Here is a 13,620-nt window from a genome sequence, read left to right as displayed (position 1 = left end):
AACGTGGTGTTCTCAGGTTTTTCGCGAGCAAGCTCGCTCCTACAGGAGATGTGCGAAATCAGAGAAACATGCCGCCGGAAGCTTCGATACGCTGGCCGGTGATCCAGTTGCTGCCATCGGCGAGCAAGGTGGAAATCGCGCCGCCGATGTCGTCGGGCAAACCGGCGCGGCCCAAGGCGGTATTGTTGGCCACCATTGCATTCACATCCGGGTTGTCGCGCACTGTGCCGCCGCTGAAATCAGTGGCAATCGCACCCGGGGCCAGGGTGTTCACGGTGATCCCGCGTGAGCCCAACTCTTTGGCCTGGTATCGCGACAGCACTTCCACGGCACCTTTCATCGACGCATACGCCGCATACCCCGGCAGGCTGAACCGCGCCAGGCCGCTGGAAATATTGATGATGCGCCCGCCATCGCTGATCAGCGGCAGCAGTTTTTGCGTGAGGAAAAACGGCGCCTTGAAGTGAATCGCCACCAGTTGGTCGAACTGCGCTTCGGTGGTCTCGGCAAAGCTGGCGTGGGCGCCGATGCCGGCGTTGTTGATCAGAAAGTTGAAGTGATCCTGTGCAAATACATCCTTGAGCAAGCGGCCGACTTCACCGACAAAGCCATCGAAGCTGCCACTCTGGCTCACATCCAGTTGCAGCATGGCGGCGCGGCCACCCAGTGCTTGAACCTGCTCGACCACGGCCTGGGCCTCAGCCGCCGCGCTGTGGTAAGTGCCGATGATGTCAACGCCCTGTGCCGCCAGGTGCAACGCGGCGCTTTTGCCCAGGCCACGGCTGGCGCCGGTGATAAGTGCGATTTTACGGGTCATGGTGCAGTCCTCTCAGGTGATCAGTGGCAGCGAGTGTATTTATTCGCCCATAACGTGATAAACAGCGCTATACCGGAATCACTGGCCGGATAAGGCGAACAATCCCATGAACAAACTTGAGCTGCTGCGCACCTTCGTGCGCGTCACTGAACTGTCGAGTTTTACCCAGGCGGGCGAGAGCCTGGGGCTGCCGCGTTCTACCGTGTCCGAGCATGTGCAGGCGCTGGAGGAATTGCTCGGCACGCGTTTGCTGCAACGCACCACGCGCAAAGTGCAGGCGACCCAGGATGGCCGTGTGCTGTATGAGCGCAGCAAGGACTTGCTGGCGCACATGGAAGAGTTGGAAGGGTTGTTTCGCCAGGATGAGGCGCAACTGACCGGACGCATTCGCGTGGACATGCCCAACGTGATGGCGCGGGAATTGATCCTGCCGCGTCTGCCGGCGTTTATGGACGCGCATCCGCTGATCGACCTGGAAATCAGCAGTTCCGACCGCCAAGTGGACCTGATCGCCGAAGGTTTTGACTGCGTGCTGCGCGTCGGTGCCCAGCCTGATCAAACAGTGGTTGCTCGCAAAATCTGCAGCATGCCGATGGTCAACTGCGTGAGCCCGGCCTACTTGCAGCGCTATGGTACGCCGATGACCCTGGCGGACCTGGCGCAGCATCAGTTGGTGCATTACGTGCGGCCGTTGGGTTCACGCTCGGCAGGGTTTGAATACCAGCAGGGCAACAAGGTGCACCGCGTGCCGATGGCCGGACGGGTCACGGTCAACAGCACCGATGCCTACCAAGCGGCCTGCCTGGGCGGTTTCGGCATTACCCAGGTGCCGTTACTCGGTATCCGCGAATTATTGGCACGAGGCGAACTGGTGAGCGTGTTGCCGGAGTACCCGGCGCCGGCGCTGGACGTGTCGATGTTGTACGCCGGCCAACGCCATTTGCCGCAACGTGTTCGGGTGTTCATGGAGTGGCTGGCAGTGACGTTGCAAGCCCAGCTCTAACGCCGCGCCGACAACTGCTGCGGTGCCAGGAACGCGTCGTGGAAGTAATCGCGCACCGCCTGCATCGCCGGGGTAAATGCACGCTCGCGGTGCCAGGCGAGGCCCACACTCATCGGCGTGACCGGGTCGGTGACGGTGAGCGTTTCGATACGCTTGCCTTCCAGGGACCAGGGCCTGTGCACCAGGTCCGATAGGATCGCCACGCCGCTGCCATTGGCGACCATGCTGCGCACCGCCTCCACCGAACTGGTGCGCAGGCGCACCTTGGGCGTCTGCCCGGCCTGTTCCCAATAACGCATGGCGCTGTGTTCGGCCTCGTCGACGGTGAGCAGGATGTAGGGTTCCTGGGCTACGTCGGCCAAGCTCACGGCGCCGCGTTCGCACAGGGGATGATGACTGGGCAGCCACAAGCGGCGCTCCGAATTGAACAGAATCTCCGAAACGATATCCGGGTGAGTGAGGTTGGCGGTGAGTACCACCGCCATGTCGAATTGGCCGTCGAGCAACCCCTGTTCGATGGCCTGGCGTTCCTGCTCGAACACTTCGATGGTTACGTCCGGATGCCAGTGCTCCATGCGTTGCAGGTGGTGCGGCAGGAAGTAGCCGAGCACCGTATAACTGGCCGCCAGGCGCAGCACGCCGCGGGCGCGGTAGTCGGGCAGCGGGCTGTTCAGCGCGTCATCGACACTGCGCAGGATCACGTAGGCACGGTTGAGAAAATGCCGGCCCGCGTCGGTCAGGTTCATGCCTTGGGCCGATCGCACGAACAGCTGTACGCCGAGCATCGCCTCCAGCTCCTTGATCGCCGTGGTCACCGCCGATTGCGAGATGTTCAGGTGGATGGCTGCCTGGGAAATCTGACCGATTTCGGCGGTGGCGACGAAGTAACGAATTTGGCGCAAGGTCAGGGACATAGCGATATCTGTTTTTCAGAAGATGGGCCATCTGATAATAGATCTTCCCAAGGGGTCAAGCCGCAGCCTACTTTTCCTCCATCACTTAGGCGGAGCGACTCGGATGCAGGCAGTGGATTTCAACTCGGACATGGGCGAAGGTTTCGGCCCCTGGACCATCGGCGATGGCGTCGACGCGGAGCTGATGGCCTACATCAGCTCGGCCAACATCGCCACCGGCTTCCATGCCGGTGACCCCGGCACCATGCGTCGTACGGTCGAGCGCGCCAAGCAACTGGGCGTGGCCATCGGCGCGCATCCGGGGTTTCGGGACCTGGTCGGTTTTGGCCGTCGCCACATCAACGCACCGGCCCAGGAACTGGTGGACGACATGCTCTACCAGCTCGGCGCCCTGCGGGAAATCGCCCGCGCCCAAGGCGTAACCCTGCAACACATCAAGCCCCATGGCGCGCTCTACATGCACCTGGCCCGCGATGAAGAAGCCGCGCGGCTGCTGGTGCAAAACCTGCAAATCATCGAGCCGACGCTGCTGTTGTACTGCATGCCCAACTCGGTGATCTGGCGCGTGGCCAAGGAGCTGGGGCAGCCGGTGGTGCGGGAATTTTATGCCGACCGTGAGTACGATCTGACCGGCTCCATCGTGTTTACCCGCAATGTGCGAGCACTGGATCCGGCGACGGTGGCGGCGCGCGTCCTACGGGCTTGTCAGAGCGGGCTGGTGCGAACCGTGGAAGGCGAAGACCTGTTTATTGAATTCGATTCCATCTGCCTGCACAGCGACACGCCGGGTGCGCTGGAGCTGGTAGAGGCCACCCGCGAAGCGTTGGACCGAGCGGGCATCACCGTCAAAACACCCCAATAAAAACGATTCCTTAATTTTTTTCGCCTGCCTTTCTACAATGATTCCAAGAGGAACAGACATGGCTGAAACATCTCCCATCCGCTACAGCTTCGGCGGTGATGAACACCTGTTTGCCGAGGTCAGCGACAGCATGTCCCTGGAGGCCTTTTTCAAAGGCATGGCGGTGACCCGTGCCGTGGAGCGCCTGGCGCTGGAAGGCGTGCTGGATGTGTGCCTGGCCAATGCGTCGTTCCAGATTCGCTTCGACCCCGACCGCATCGCCCCGCATGTGCTGCTCGATGCGGTGCAGACTGCCGAAGCCCAAGCTGTGGCTGAACGCACCTTGCACACGCGCATCATCGAAATCCCGGTGCTGTACAACGACCCGTGGACCCACGAAACCCTGATGCGTTTTCGCGACCGCCACCAAGACCCCAGCGGTACGGACCTGGAGTACGCCGCGCGCATCAACGGGCTGGCCGATGTGGAGGCGTTCATCGCCGCCCACAGTGGTGCGCCGTGGTTTGTATCGATGGTCGGATTCGTGGCGGGCCTGCCGTTCATGTTCCAGATGGTCGAGCGCGAGCGGCAATTGCAGGTGCCCAAGTACCTGCGACCGCGCACTGACACGCCGAAACTCACCCTCGGCCATGGCGGCTGTTTTGGCTGCATCTACTCGGTACGCGGTGCCGGCGGTTACCAGATGTTTGGCGTGACCCCGGCGCCGATCTACGACCCGGCGCAGCAACTGGCGTACTTCAAGGAACACATGGTGTTCTTCCGTCCTGGCGATATCGTGCAGTTCAAACCCATGGACCGTGAGGCCTACGACCTGGCCGTTGCCGAAGTCGACGCAGGACGTTTCGACCTGCGCATCCGCCCTGTGGAATTTTCCCTCGATGCCTTTCTCGCCGACCCCATCGGTTATCCGAAATCCCTGCAGGAGGCGCTGGCATGATCAAGGTCCTCAAACCCGGCCTCGCCACCTCCGTGCAGGACCTTGGCCGCGAAGGCTATTACCACCTGGGCATCCCGCCGTCGGGTGCATTGGATCAATACGCGTTGAGTGCGGCCAACCACCTGGTCGGCAATCCAGTCGGCGCGGCGGGCCTGGAATGCACGCTGATCGGCCCCGAACTGGAGTTTCAGCAGGACGCGCTGGTGGCCCTCAGCGGCGCCTTGATGTCGCCGCGCCTGGACGGTGAAGTGGTGCACCAGGACACCGCATTTCAGGTGCGCGCCGGGCAGGTCTTGCGCTTCGAGTTTCCCAAGGCGGGCGCACGGACCTACCTCGCGGTGGCCGGCGGGATTGACGTGCCGTTGGTGCTGGGCAGTCGCTCGACTTACACCCTCGGCGCCCTCGGCGGGTTCCACGGGCGGCGCTTGCAGGAAGGTGATGAACTGCCCATCGGTGAAGCCAATGGCACGGGCCGGGCGGGCAACAGTTTGCCGATGGCGCTGCGCCGATCAGTGGGCGGTGATGTGACCCTGCGTGTAGTGCCGGGGCTGTATTACGAGCGCCTGACGGAGGCGGCCAAGAGCAGCTTCTTTGCCGAGCCGTGGACCGTGGGTTCCGAAGCCGACCGTATCGGCTATCGCTTCAAGGGCGGTAGTGCCTTGAGTTTCCAGCCACGGGAGCAGCCGTTTGGCGCGGGGTCGGATCCGTCGAACATCGTCGACAGTTGCTACCCGATCGGTTCGATCCAGGTGCCGGCGGGATTGGAGCCGATTGTGTTGCACCGGGATGCGGTGTCGGGCGGTGGCTACGCGATGATCGGCACGGTGATCAGCGCCGACCTGGACTTGATCGGCCAGATGCAGCCGAACCAGCGGGCGGGGTTTGTGGCGGTGACGCTGGAGGAGGCGTTGGAGGCGCGGCGGGTGTACAAGAAGCGGGTCAACGCGATGGCTGGACTCTTCAACCACTGAAGAAATAAAAATCCAAATGTGGGAGCGGGCTTGCTCGCGAATGCGGTAGTTCAGTCAACATCTCCAGTGACTGACACTCCGCATTCGCGAGCAAGCCCGCTCCCACATTTTTGCGCTGTGTTGTGTCAGAAAAGTTTGGTGAACAACCAGTAGAGGCTGCCTGACAGCAAAATCGCAGCCGGTAATGTGAGCACCCACGCCATCGCCAGATTGCGGATCGTGCGCATCTGCAACCCCCCACCATTCGCCACCATCGTCCCCGCCACACCGGACGACAGCACATGCGTTGTCGACACCGGCAACCCATACATATCCGCCGCGCCAATCGTCAGCATCGCCACCATTTCCGCCGAGGCGCCCTGGGCGTAAGTCAGGTGGGTCTTGCCGATCTTCTCGCCCACAGTCACCACGATGCGCTTCCAGCCGACCATGGTGCCCAGTCCCAGGGCGATGGCCACGGCGATTTTCACCCAGAGAGGAATGAAGCGCGTGGAACTGTCGATCTGTTGCTTGAACAGTTGCAGCTTGCCTTGGGTATCTGCGTCGAAATTGCCGACTTTGCCCTTGTCCATCAGGCGGATGGTTTCGCTGGTCAGGTACATGTCATTGCGCACGTTGCCCACGGCTTCAGCAGGTACTTTGGCCAGGGAACCGTAGCCTTTGACTTCATCACCGATCTGCCCGGCCAGGGCGGCGAGGGCGGGGACCAGTTCCGGGGTGGCTTCCTTGGTGCGCACGTAGGTCGAGAGGATCGGGCGCGGGTCGCCGGTCAGTGCCTGCGGCGCGCTTTTCACCAGCGCCACTTGGGTCACTTCGGCCACCGCCGCGAACTGCAGCGACTGCTCGGCGGGCATGGTGCGGTTCAGCGCGTAGGCCATCGGCAGGGTGCCGACCAGGATCAGCATGATCAGGCCCATGCCTTTCTGCCCGTCGTTGGAACCGTGGGCGAAGGACACGCCGGTGCAGGTGGCGATCAGCATGCCGCGGATCCACCACGGCGGCGGGGTGTCGCCTTTTGGTGCCTTGTACAGCGCGCGGTTCTTGACGAACGCGCGCAGTGCCAGTAACAGCATGGCCGCAAAGGCAAAGCCGATCAGTGGCGACAGCAGCAAGGCGTAACCGATCTTGATTGCCTGGCTCCAGTCCACGCCGCTGGTGCCGTCACGCCCGTGCATCAAGGCATTCGCCACGCCGACGCCGATGATCGAGCCGATCAGCGTGTGGGACGACGATGCCGGCAAACCCAGCCACCAGGTGCCGAGGTTCCACAGGATCGCTGCGATCAACAGGGCGAAGATCATCGCGAAACCGGCCGATGAGCCCACCTGCAAAATCAACTCAACCGGGAGCAACGCAATGATGCCAAACGCCACCGCACCGCTGGAGAGCAGCACGCCGAGGAAGTTGAAAAAGCCCGACCACACCACCGCAAAATGTGGCGGCAGCGAATTGGTGTAGATCACGGTCGCCACGGCGTTGGCGGTGTCGTGGAAGCCGTTGACGAACTCGAACCCCAAGGCGATCAACAGCGCTACACCCAGCAGCAGAAAAGGCGTCCAGGTGGTGAGCTGGGCGCCCATTTCGTGCATGTCGTGCATCAGGCTGTAGGCGGTGAACAACAGGCCCATGGCGAGCACGGCGAAGAAGATGATCACCGTCACCAGGCCGGGTTTCTTGTCCAGCCTGGGTTTGGGGTCTGCAGGTGAGGCGTGGGTGGAGGCAGTCAGGGAAGGGGTGGCCATGCCGGAGCATCCAGTGTGATGAGGATGTCGTTCATAGTCATTGCAGAATGTTACAGAGATGCTGCCATACATCAGTGTTTAGGTGATTGAGCTGGCCGCTGGTCAGTAATCCTTGCGCTTTCTGAAGGCCCAGCGCCCGGCAATCAACGTGAAGGTCGCGACGAGCGCCACCAGAATCCAGAAGCCTTCCGGGTCCTGGGAAAGCGGCACACCGCCCACGTTCATGCCGAAAAAACCGGCGATGATGTTGATGGGCAATGCCAGCACTGTCACCACGGTCAGGGTGAACAGCGTGCGGTTGCTTTGCTCGTTGAGGTTGGCGGCGATTTCTTCCTGCAACAACTTGATGCGTTCACCCAGGGCCATCAGGTCGTTGATGATCAACGCAAACTCCTCGGTGGATTTGCGCAGCTCCTTCACGTCTTCCTTTTGCAACCACTGCGGCGGCCGGTTGAGCAGGCGCAGCAGCGAGCCCGGCTCCAGCGCCAGCAGGCGTTGCAGGCGCACCAGCACCCGGCGTGCGGCGCCGAGTTCGGCGCGGTTGGTGGACAGGCGCGAGGACAGCAACTGGTCTTCGATATGGTCGACGCTGATGCTGGTCTTGCGCACGATCTGCGTCAGCACTTCACCCTGGTCGCGCAGTAAATGCACGAGCAACGCCAGCGGCGAACGAAAGCTTTCGCCGGCCTTTACCGACGAGCGCAACTTGTCTACCGAGTGCAGCGGTTGCAGGCGCGCGCTGATCAACAGGCGGCTGCGGGCGCAGACCCACAGCGTGGAAATATCCGACGAGACCATGCTGCTGAAGTTGAACACCACGTCGTTGACCACCGCCAGCAAGGCCGAGTCGACGTGTTCGATGCGCGTGGAACGCGAGCCTTCATGCAGGGCTTCGAAGAACTCTTCCGGCAGGTCCAGGTGGGCCTGCATCCAGCGCTCGCACGCGGCGTGGGCGAGGTTCAGGTGCAGCCACAGGAATTCTTCCGGGTCGCCCGGTTGGCGTAGCGCCTGGAGCGCCGCCGCCGAATCTATCTGCTCACCCTTTTCACCGGGGCGAAAACGGAAACCGTAAAGCAAGCCAAACAGGTCGGAGTCCTGGTGGCTGTGGTCAATGCTGTGGTTCATGAGGGCTCGCAGGAGAAGCGCCCGTAGGAGATTTTACAGGTTCGCATGCGCAAATCATTGCAAGGAGATTTGACAGTTCTGTGACCGTTTACTGAGTTGACGGCCCGCCAGGGCGCTTGATCAGGCCGTTGACAGGCGGAACGTAAATACAGTGCCGTGCTCGGCGGTGGTGGAGACGCTCAATTCACCGCCATGGGCGTCGGCAATCTGCTTGACGATATACAACCCCAGTCCCAAGCCGGCCTGGGGTGTTTCCTTGGCGGGGCGTGAGTAGGGCTCGAACAGGCGGGGCAAGGCCAGTGCGTCGATTTGCCCCGGGTTCTTGACCGTCAGGTTGAAATGACCTTGCTCGATCTTTGCCGTGACTTCCACCGGCCCATCGTGACAGCCATGGTGGACGGCATTCGCGACCAGGTTGGAGAGCAACTGTGCCAGGCGGTCGCGGTCGCCACTTACGCCCTGCAGGTCGCCGATGTCCGCGTGGATCAGCCGTTGCGGGTGCACGCTTTGCACTTCCGAGACCACATGCAGCAAGGCCTCCTGCAAACCCAGGCAATCGCTGATGTTCAGCGGGATACCGCTGCCCAGGCGGCCACGGGCAAAGTCCAGCAAGTCTTCGACCAACTGCGCGGCGCGGCGACCGCTGGCGAGGATATGGCGTACGAGGGTGTCGGTGGCCGGTTCGGGGAATTTGCGCAGCAGCCGCTCGGCACCGAAGTTGATCGCAAACAGCGGGTTGCGCAGGTCGTGGCCGAGCACGGCAATGAATTGCTCGCGCAGTTCGGCGGTGCCGCGCTCTTCCTGCAATTGCGCTTGGGTGTGAAGCGCGGCTTCCTCGGCTTCGATCTGCAGGGACAGGACCCGGGCAAATGACTCCATGGTCGACTGGATGCTGCTGCTGCGCAGGTGGGCCGGGTTGGGGTCGAGGGCGCAGATAGTGCCGAAGAACCTGCCGTCGGTGCGGAACACCGGCACAGAAATGTAGCTTTCGAATTGGTAGAGGCGCGGGGTGTGGTGGTCGTGGTAGAGCGGGTCTTCGCTGGCCTTGTCGATCACCACGGACACATGGGAGCCGCGAATTTCGTGGCAGATCGTGGTGGTGAGGTCCAGTTCGCCGCCCACACCGAGGCCGAAGTCCAGTTGGTCGAATACGGCGCAGGCGGTCCAGGTGTCGTCGGTCACCCGCGCTACGGCGGCAAAGCGCAGTCCGGTCATGTCGCTGATGACCTTGAGCATCGCGGGGACGGCACTGATGCGGCCAATGGTGGCGATGTCGGCGGCTTTTTGCCCCATGCAGCACTCTCGATCCGGAAGGTGGTGAGCGTTATGCCCCGGCCAATGAGTGGGATTTTAGCGACCTTGTGGGTTGTAGGTGTAATTTCATTCGTTAAGTAGGGAAATTTCCTATGCGCGGGCACAAAAAAGCCGCGCTACCCGAAGGCGCGCGGCTATGAGTGAAGCGGTGACTCAACTGTCGATCTTGTCTTCCAGCACAGCACCGGTCTTGGCATCGAGCTTCACTTCGAACTTCTTGCCGGCGGTGTCGGTCAGGTCCACTTCGTAGACCAGTACGCCGCTGTTGTTATGGTCCAACTCGGTGTCGTTGATGGTGGCGCCCGCGTGTTTGGCCAGGGCGGCGGCGTTGAGTTTTTCGAAAGGCATTACCGCACCGGACTTGAGCAGGCCTTCAATCTGGTCCGGGCGAACATCGGCCTGGGCCAGGCCGGCGGTCAGGGTCAGGGCAGTAGCGGCGAACAAAGCGGTCAAGGTTTTCATGGTGTGTGTCCTTCTCAGGTGAGCTGTTTAAGTGGGATCAGGTTAACCAGCGCAACTTAATTCACCCTTAATTAATTCAAACGGTTGCGCAGTTTGTTCAATCCGCCAGGCGCGGGGGATTTCATGCTGGGGGCTCACTTAAAGGGAGATTCGGCATGAAACGGTTAGTGAGTTGGCTCTATGCGCCTGCATTCCTGCTGGGGTTCATTGCGTGTGGGCTTTGGCAGCCGGACAGCTTGATTCTGCTGTTCGTGATTGCGGTCGGGGTGTCATTCCTGACAGAACAATGGTTGCCCTATGAACCAGAGTGGAATCGCAGCCTGGGCGATCGTCGACGTGACACGTTGCACGCCCTGGTCAACGAAAGCCTGAACGCGGTGGGCTTGTTGATCCTGCCAGGGCTCACGGCGCTGTTGGCGTTCGAAGGCATTTGGCCGCGTGGCTGGCCGTTGTGGGAACAACTGCTGATGGCCATCGTGCTGGCCGATGCCGGTATCACCTTGATGCATTACGCCAGCCATCGCATCCGGCCGCTGTGGCGACTGCATGCGGTGCATCACAGCGTGCAGCGGTTGTATGGTTTCAACGGGCTGATGAAGCATCCATTGCACCAGATGCTGGAAGCCACGGCGGGGTTGTTGCCATTGATCCTGCTGGGCATTCCCCTGGAGGTGGCGCAGTTGCTGGCGTTGGCTATTGCCTTGCAATTGCTGTTGCAGCATTCCAATGTGGACATGCGCCTGGGGCCGTTACGCTGGGTGTTCGCCTGGGCGCCGGTGCATCGGTTTCACCACATGAAATATGGCCGCGCCGGGGATGTGAATTTCGGTTTGTTCTTCAACCTGTGGGATTGGCTGCTGGGCACGGCGTATTACCGCGAACGCTATCGCATGGGGCCGGGGGATCTGGGGATTGGCAGTCGGCCGGACTTTCCGGTGGACTATGGGGCGCAGTTGCGTGATCCCTTCAAGGCGGTTGGCTTGAGCAAGGAGCCGTCACTGCCGGACGATTTACGTTAACAGTTGAACATCCAACTGGCGCAATGAGGCGGCTGCCGTGACGCCAAACAGCTGCTTCATGGTCCGCGAAAAATGCGCCGAATCGGCAAACCCCGCACCGTGGGCGGCCTCGGTCAACGTGCCGCCTGCGAGCGCCAGTTGCAGGGCGACGCGCAGCCTTCGCCACACTACCAGGCGACGCACGGGTAAGCCGAGTTGGTGGGCGAACAGACGCTCCAATTGGCTCAATGACAGGTGCGCGGCCTGGGCCAGGGCCTGGGCTGACACTTTGCCGTTGAGTTGTTGATCCAGCGCGGCGAGGGCGCGCTCCAGCCGCGGATCACCCAGGCTGCGCCGAGGGAGTCGACGCAATGCCTCCAGGGATAAGTCCTTGTGCAACAAAGGGGCGATATCAAACACGGCCGGTTCGGCGTACAGCACCGAAACCTCACCTTGCGTTTCAAGAATGGCGTGGGTTTGTCGCGAAGGGATAAACAGGCGATGGGCCGTTGTGACGTGGCCATCAAGGCTGACCGTGATCGGTGAACCCTTGGAGATCATCAACTGATGAGCGTAGTGCGCATGGGGCGCGGTGCGCCCCAGCTCGCCGAGGATCAGGCCGTAGTCACGCCCCAACCACAGGCGGCCTGACCATTCGGCCTTCACTCAGTACTTATAGTCGTTCAGCAGGTCCTGCACGCTGGACGACGGCCAGCGCTTGTAGAACTTCAGCAGTTCGGCGGCGCGGTTGGTGAAGATGCCATCGACGCCGGCCTTCATCACTTTGTCGAAGTCCACCGGCTCGTCCACAGTGTAGACGTGCACCAGCAGGCCTTTGTCGTGGGTCAGCTTGTTCATCTCTGGCTTGACCAGGTCCGAATAGCTTTGGTCGCCGTGGTTGGTCAGCTCAGCGGATGGGCCGGTACCGATGGCGCCGAGGTTTTTGGCTTCGTCGACCCATTTTTCGAACTCGGCGGCGTCTTTCGGCTCTTGCTTGGCGTAGTAGGCGGCCTTGGTGGTTTCACCGGACTCCGCGAACGTCTGCTTGTTTTTCGGCTCGATGCTGCCTTGACCCACCCACAGCAGCAGGATTTTCGGGGTGTTCGGCATTTCTCTCTGCAGTTCTTTCAGGCTGGCCACTTCGAAGGTTTGCAGCACCACGCGACCCTTGCCCTGGCCGACGCCAGTGTTGCTCTTGCCCAGCTTGGAGCCGGCGGAGCTCAGCCAGCCTTTGTCGAGCAGCTTGTTCTTCAGGTCGGCTTCGATGCCCGGGAATTGCTTAGGCTCCTTGGTCTCGATGTACAGGCCGGGTTTGTGCTGCGGGTTGCCCTCGGCGATCTTGATGATGTCGTCCAGGCTCTGGATTTTCAGGCCGACGAAACCTGGGCGCGCACGGTCCGGGTAGGCAGCGTTGAACCAACTGCCGGCGTCGAGGGTTTGCAGTTCTTTCCAGGTGAACTCGTTGGCCGGGGCGTCCTTGCGATCCGGGAACTTGGTGGCCACGTCGGTGGTGCGCTGCAGGTTGTTGTCGTGCAGGGCGAACAACACGCCGTCCTTGCTGCGTTGCAGGTCCATTTCCAGGTAGTCGGCACCCAGGTCGCGGGCGATCTTGTAGGCGGCAGCAGTGGATTCCGGTGCGTCGTAGGACGCGCCACGGTGGGCGATCACGGCCGGATACGGAATGCCTTCGTTTGTCGCCAATTCAGCCGGGCTGATCGGGTCTTGCGCCTGTGCCTGGCCGAGGCCGAGCATCAGAGCGAGCAGCAGGGCACTCTTGGTAAACGTGACAGGCATATGCGAAGTCCTTTCGTGTAGGTAGCTTTGAGAAGGCCTCCTTTTTAACAATTGATTGCGAAAGGCGCTATCACCAAACCGACATTAACGTGCGCAGGCTTCAATTTTCTCGGTTTTTTTTCCAGGCATTGCAGTATTCTTGGCCGAAGCTGCCCCATTAGAGGGCGGCGCTTTCCGCCACGCGTGTAAACCATCTTTCCAGTCCCTGTGGGACTTTTCAGTGAGGTTTACCATGCGCATCACCTCCGAGCTTATCTGCCAGGCCGCCGACCAACTCCACGGTTTTGTTGGCCTCAATCGCAAGACCGGCCACTACATCGTACGTTTCAGCGAAGATTCCTTCGGCATGGACGTGGCCGATGACGGCATCATTCCCACCGCCGAATTCGTCTGGCTGCCGGCCCCGGAGCAGACCATGACCCTGTCTCGCGAGCGCATCCAGTTGCTGCTGGACCAGAACATCGACGACCGCATCAACATCACCGAGCCGCTGCGGGTGTATATGCGCCGGGCGGAGATCCCGCAGATCAGTGCGTTGCGCAGTCTGGTGAGCTAACCCTGTGGCGAGCGGGCTTGCCCCGCGTTGGGCTGCGTAGCAGCCCCAGTAAGGGCGCCGCGTTCGTTCAGTTAGAACGGAGTGTCAGGTTTGGGGCCGCTGCGCAGCCCAACGCGGGGCAAGCC

At 61.4% G+C, this 13,620-nt stretch carries 14 protein-coding genes; 6 read left to right on the top strand and 8 right to left on the bottom strand.

All coding sequences use genetic code 11. The features are described 5' to 3' along the window. Positions 1-58 precede the first annotated feature (58 nt). Entirely contained in the window at positions 59-817 is a 759-nt protein-coding gene (locus tag CI807_RS30205) for an SDR family NAD(P)-dependent oxidoreductase (protein WP_095017358.1), read from the bottom strand. A gap of 106 nt (positions 818-923) precedes the next feature. Between CI807_RS30205 and CI807_RS30200 the strand changes: the two genes are divergently transcribed. Continuing rightward, positions 924-1,820: a LysR family transcriptional regulator gene (locus CI807_RS30200; protein WP_095017357.1), complete on the top strand. Its 897-nt coding sequence runs from the start codon at positions 924-926 to the stop codon at positions 1,818-1,820. On the opposite strand, the gene CI807_RS30195 is transcribed toward CI807_RS30200, so the two are convergent. Beyond that, a complete protein-coding gene (locus CI807_RS30195; RefSeq protein WP_095017356.1) occupies positions 1,817-2,734 on the bottom strand; it encodes a LysR family transcriptional regulator in 918 nt (305 codons plus the stop codon). The genes CI807_RS30200 and CI807_RS30195 overlap by 4 nt on opposite strands. Positions 2,735-2,837: 103 nt before the next feature. Here CI807_RS30195 and CI807_RS30190 point away from each other — a divergent pair, with 103 nt between their 5' ends. From CI807_RS30190 to CI807_RS30180, 3 genes are read left to right on the top strand one after another with little or no spacing between them, the layout of a single operon-like run. Continuing rightward, positions 2,838-3,596, top strand: coding sequence for a 5-oxoprolinase subunit PxpA (locus tag CI807_RS30190; RefSeq protein ID WP_095017355.1), 759 nt, complete (start codon positions 2,838-2,840; stop codon positions 3,594-3,596). 58 nt (positions 3,597-3,654) lie between these two features. After that, entirely contained in the window at positions 3,655-4,533 is an 879-nt protein-coding gene (locus tag CI807_RS30185; RefSeq protein ID WP_095017354.1) for an allophanate hydrolase subunit 1, read from the top strand. Next, positions 4,530-5,504: a biotin-dependent carboxyltransferase family protein gene (locus CI807_RS30180; protein ID WP_095017353.1), complete on the top strand. Its 975-nt coding sequence runs from the start codon at positions 4,530-4,532 to the stop codon at positions 5,502-5,504. The genes CI807_RS30185 and CI807_RS30180 overlap by 4 nt, the downstream gene beginning before the upstream one ends. 125 nt (positions 5,505-5,629) lie before the next feature. On the opposite strand, the gene CI807_RS30175 is transcribed toward CI807_RS30180, so the two are convergent. From CI807_RS30175 to CI807_RS30160, 4 genes are all read right to left on the bottom strand, one after another. After that, positions 5,630-7,246: an inorganic phosphate transporter gene (locus CI807_RS30175; RefSeq protein WP_016978331.1), complete on the bottom strand. Its 1,617-nt coding sequence runs from the start codon at positions 7,244-7,246 to the stop codon at positions 5,630-5,632. A gap of 102 nt (positions 7,247-7,348) precedes the next feature. Next, the gene (locus CI807_RS30170; RefSeq protein WP_016978332.1) at positions 7,349-8,371 is read right to left on the bottom strand and encodes a transporter; all 1,023 of its coding nucleotides are present in this window, start codon (positions 8,369-8,371) and stop codon (positions 7,349-7,351) included. Positions 8,372-8,491: 120 nt separating this feature from the next. Beyond that, on the bottom strand, positions 8,492-9,664 hold the full coding sequence (locus tag CI807_RS30165; protein WP_095017352.1) for a GAF domain-containing sensor histidine kinase: 1,173 nt from the start codon (positions 9,662-9,664) through the stop codon (positions 8,492-8,494). A gap of 174 nt (positions 9,665-9,838) precedes the next feature. Continuing rightward, complete coding sequence (locus CI807_RS30160; protein WP_095017351.1) at positions 9,839-10,147, bottom strand: PepSY domain-containing protein; 309 nt, start codon at positions 10,145-10,147, stop codon at positions 9,839-9,841. Between the two features lie 155 nt (positions 10,148-10,302). Between CI807_RS30160 and CI807_RS30155 the strand changes: the two genes are divergently transcribed. Next, positions 10,303-11,166, top strand: a complete 864-nt coding sequence (locus CI807_RS30155; RefSeq protein WP_095017350.1) for a sterol desaturase family protein — start codon at positions 10,303-10,305, stop codon at positions 11,164-11,166. Here CI807_RS30155 and CI807_RS30150 read toward each other — a convergent pair. Together CI807_RS30150 and CI807_RS30145 are read right to left on the bottom strand one after the other, a co-directional pair. Next, positions 11,158-11,811, bottom strand: coding sequence for an AraC family transcriptional regulator (locus CI807_RS30150; protein WP_095017349.1), 654 nt, complete (start codon positions 11,809-11,811; stop codon positions 11,158-11,160). The genes CI807_RS30155 and CI807_RS30150 overlap by 9 nt on opposite strands. Then, positions 11,812-12,939 carry a glycerophosphodiester phosphodiesterase family protein gene (locus CI807_RS30145; protein ID WP_095017348.1) on the bottom strand — a complete coding sequence of 376 codons (1,128 nt, stop codon included), beginning with the start codon at positions 12,937-12,939 and terminating at the stop codon, positions 11,812-11,814. Between the two features lie 232 nt (positions 12,940-13,171). Between CI807_RS30145 and CI807_RS30140 the strand changes: the two genes are divergently transcribed. Next, on the top strand, positions 13,172-13,495 hold the full coding sequence (locus CI807_RS30140; protein WP_095017347.1) for a DUF2025 family protein: 324 nt from the start codon (positions 13,172-13,174) through the stop codon (positions 13,493-13,495). The last annotated feature ends 125 nt before the right edge of the window (positions 13,496-13,620 follow it).

This window comes from Pseudomonas sp. NS1(2017) (genome assembly GCF_002269425.1).
GTDB lineage: Bacteria > Pseudomonadota > Gammaproteobacteria > Pseudomonadales > Pseudomonadaceae > Aquipseudomonas > Aquipseudomonas reactans.
This window is presented reverse-complemented; position numbering and strand designations above follow the sequence as displayed.

What these genes read in the sequence shown, in the direction of transcription:
- CI807_RS30140 (WP_095017347.1), top strand. Translation starts at nt 13,172, where the DNA reads ATGCGCATCACCTCCGAGCTTATCTGCCAGGCCGCCGACCAACTCCAC.
- CI807_RS30200 (WP_095017357.1), top strand. Translation starts at nt 924, where the DNA reads ATGAACAAACTTGAGCTGCTGCGCACCTTCGTGCGCGTCACTGAACTG.
- CI807_RS30145 (WP_095017348.1), bottom strand. Translation starts at nt 12,939, where the DNA reads ATGCCTGTCACGTTTACCAAGAGTGCCCTGCTGCTCGCTCTGATGCTC.
- CI807_RS30195 (WP_095017356.1), bottom strand. Translation starts at nt 2,734, where the DNA reads ATGTCCCTGACCTTGCGCCAAATTCGTTACTTCGTCGCCACCGCCGAA.
- CI807_RS30165 (WP_095017352.1), bottom strand. Translation starts at nt 9,664, where the DNA reads ATGGGGCAAAAAGCCGCCGACATCGCCACCATTGGCCGCATCAGTGCC.
- CI807_RS30175 (WP_016978331.1), bottom strand. Translation starts at nt 7,246, where the DNA reads ATGGCCACCCCTTCCCTGACTGCCTCCACCCACGCCTCACCTGCAGAC.
- CI807_RS30185 (WP_095017354.1), top strand. Translation starts at nt 3,655, where the DNA reads ATGGCTGAAACATCTCCCATCCGCTACAGCTTCGGCGGTGATGAACAC.
- CI807_RS30205 (WP_095017358.1), bottom strand. Translation starts at nt 817, where the DNA reads ATGACCCGTAAAATCGCACTTATCACCGGCGCCAGCCGTGGCCTGGGC.
- CI807_RS30160 (WP_095017351.1), bottom strand. Translation starts at nt 10,147, where the DNA reads ATGAAAACCTTGACCGCTTTGTTCGCCGCTACTGCCCTGACCCTGACC.
- CI807_RS30180 (WP_095017353.1), top strand. Translation starts at nt 4,530, where the DNA reads ATGATCAAGGTCCTCAAACCCGGCCTCGCCACCTCCGTGCAGGACCTT.
- CI807_RS30155 (WP_095017350.1), top strand. Translation starts at nt 10,303, where the DNA reads ATGAAACGGTTAGTGAGTTGGCTCTATGCGCCTGCATTCCTGCTGGGG.
- CI807_RS30190 (WP_095017355.1), top strand. Translation starts at nt 2,838, where the DNA reads ATGCAGGCAGTGGATTTCAACTCGGACATGGGCGAAGGTTTCGGCCCC.
- CI807_RS30170 (WP_016978332.1), bottom strand. Translation starts at nt 8,371, where the DNA reads ATGAACCACAGCATTGACCACAGCCACCAGGACTCCGACCTGTTTGGC.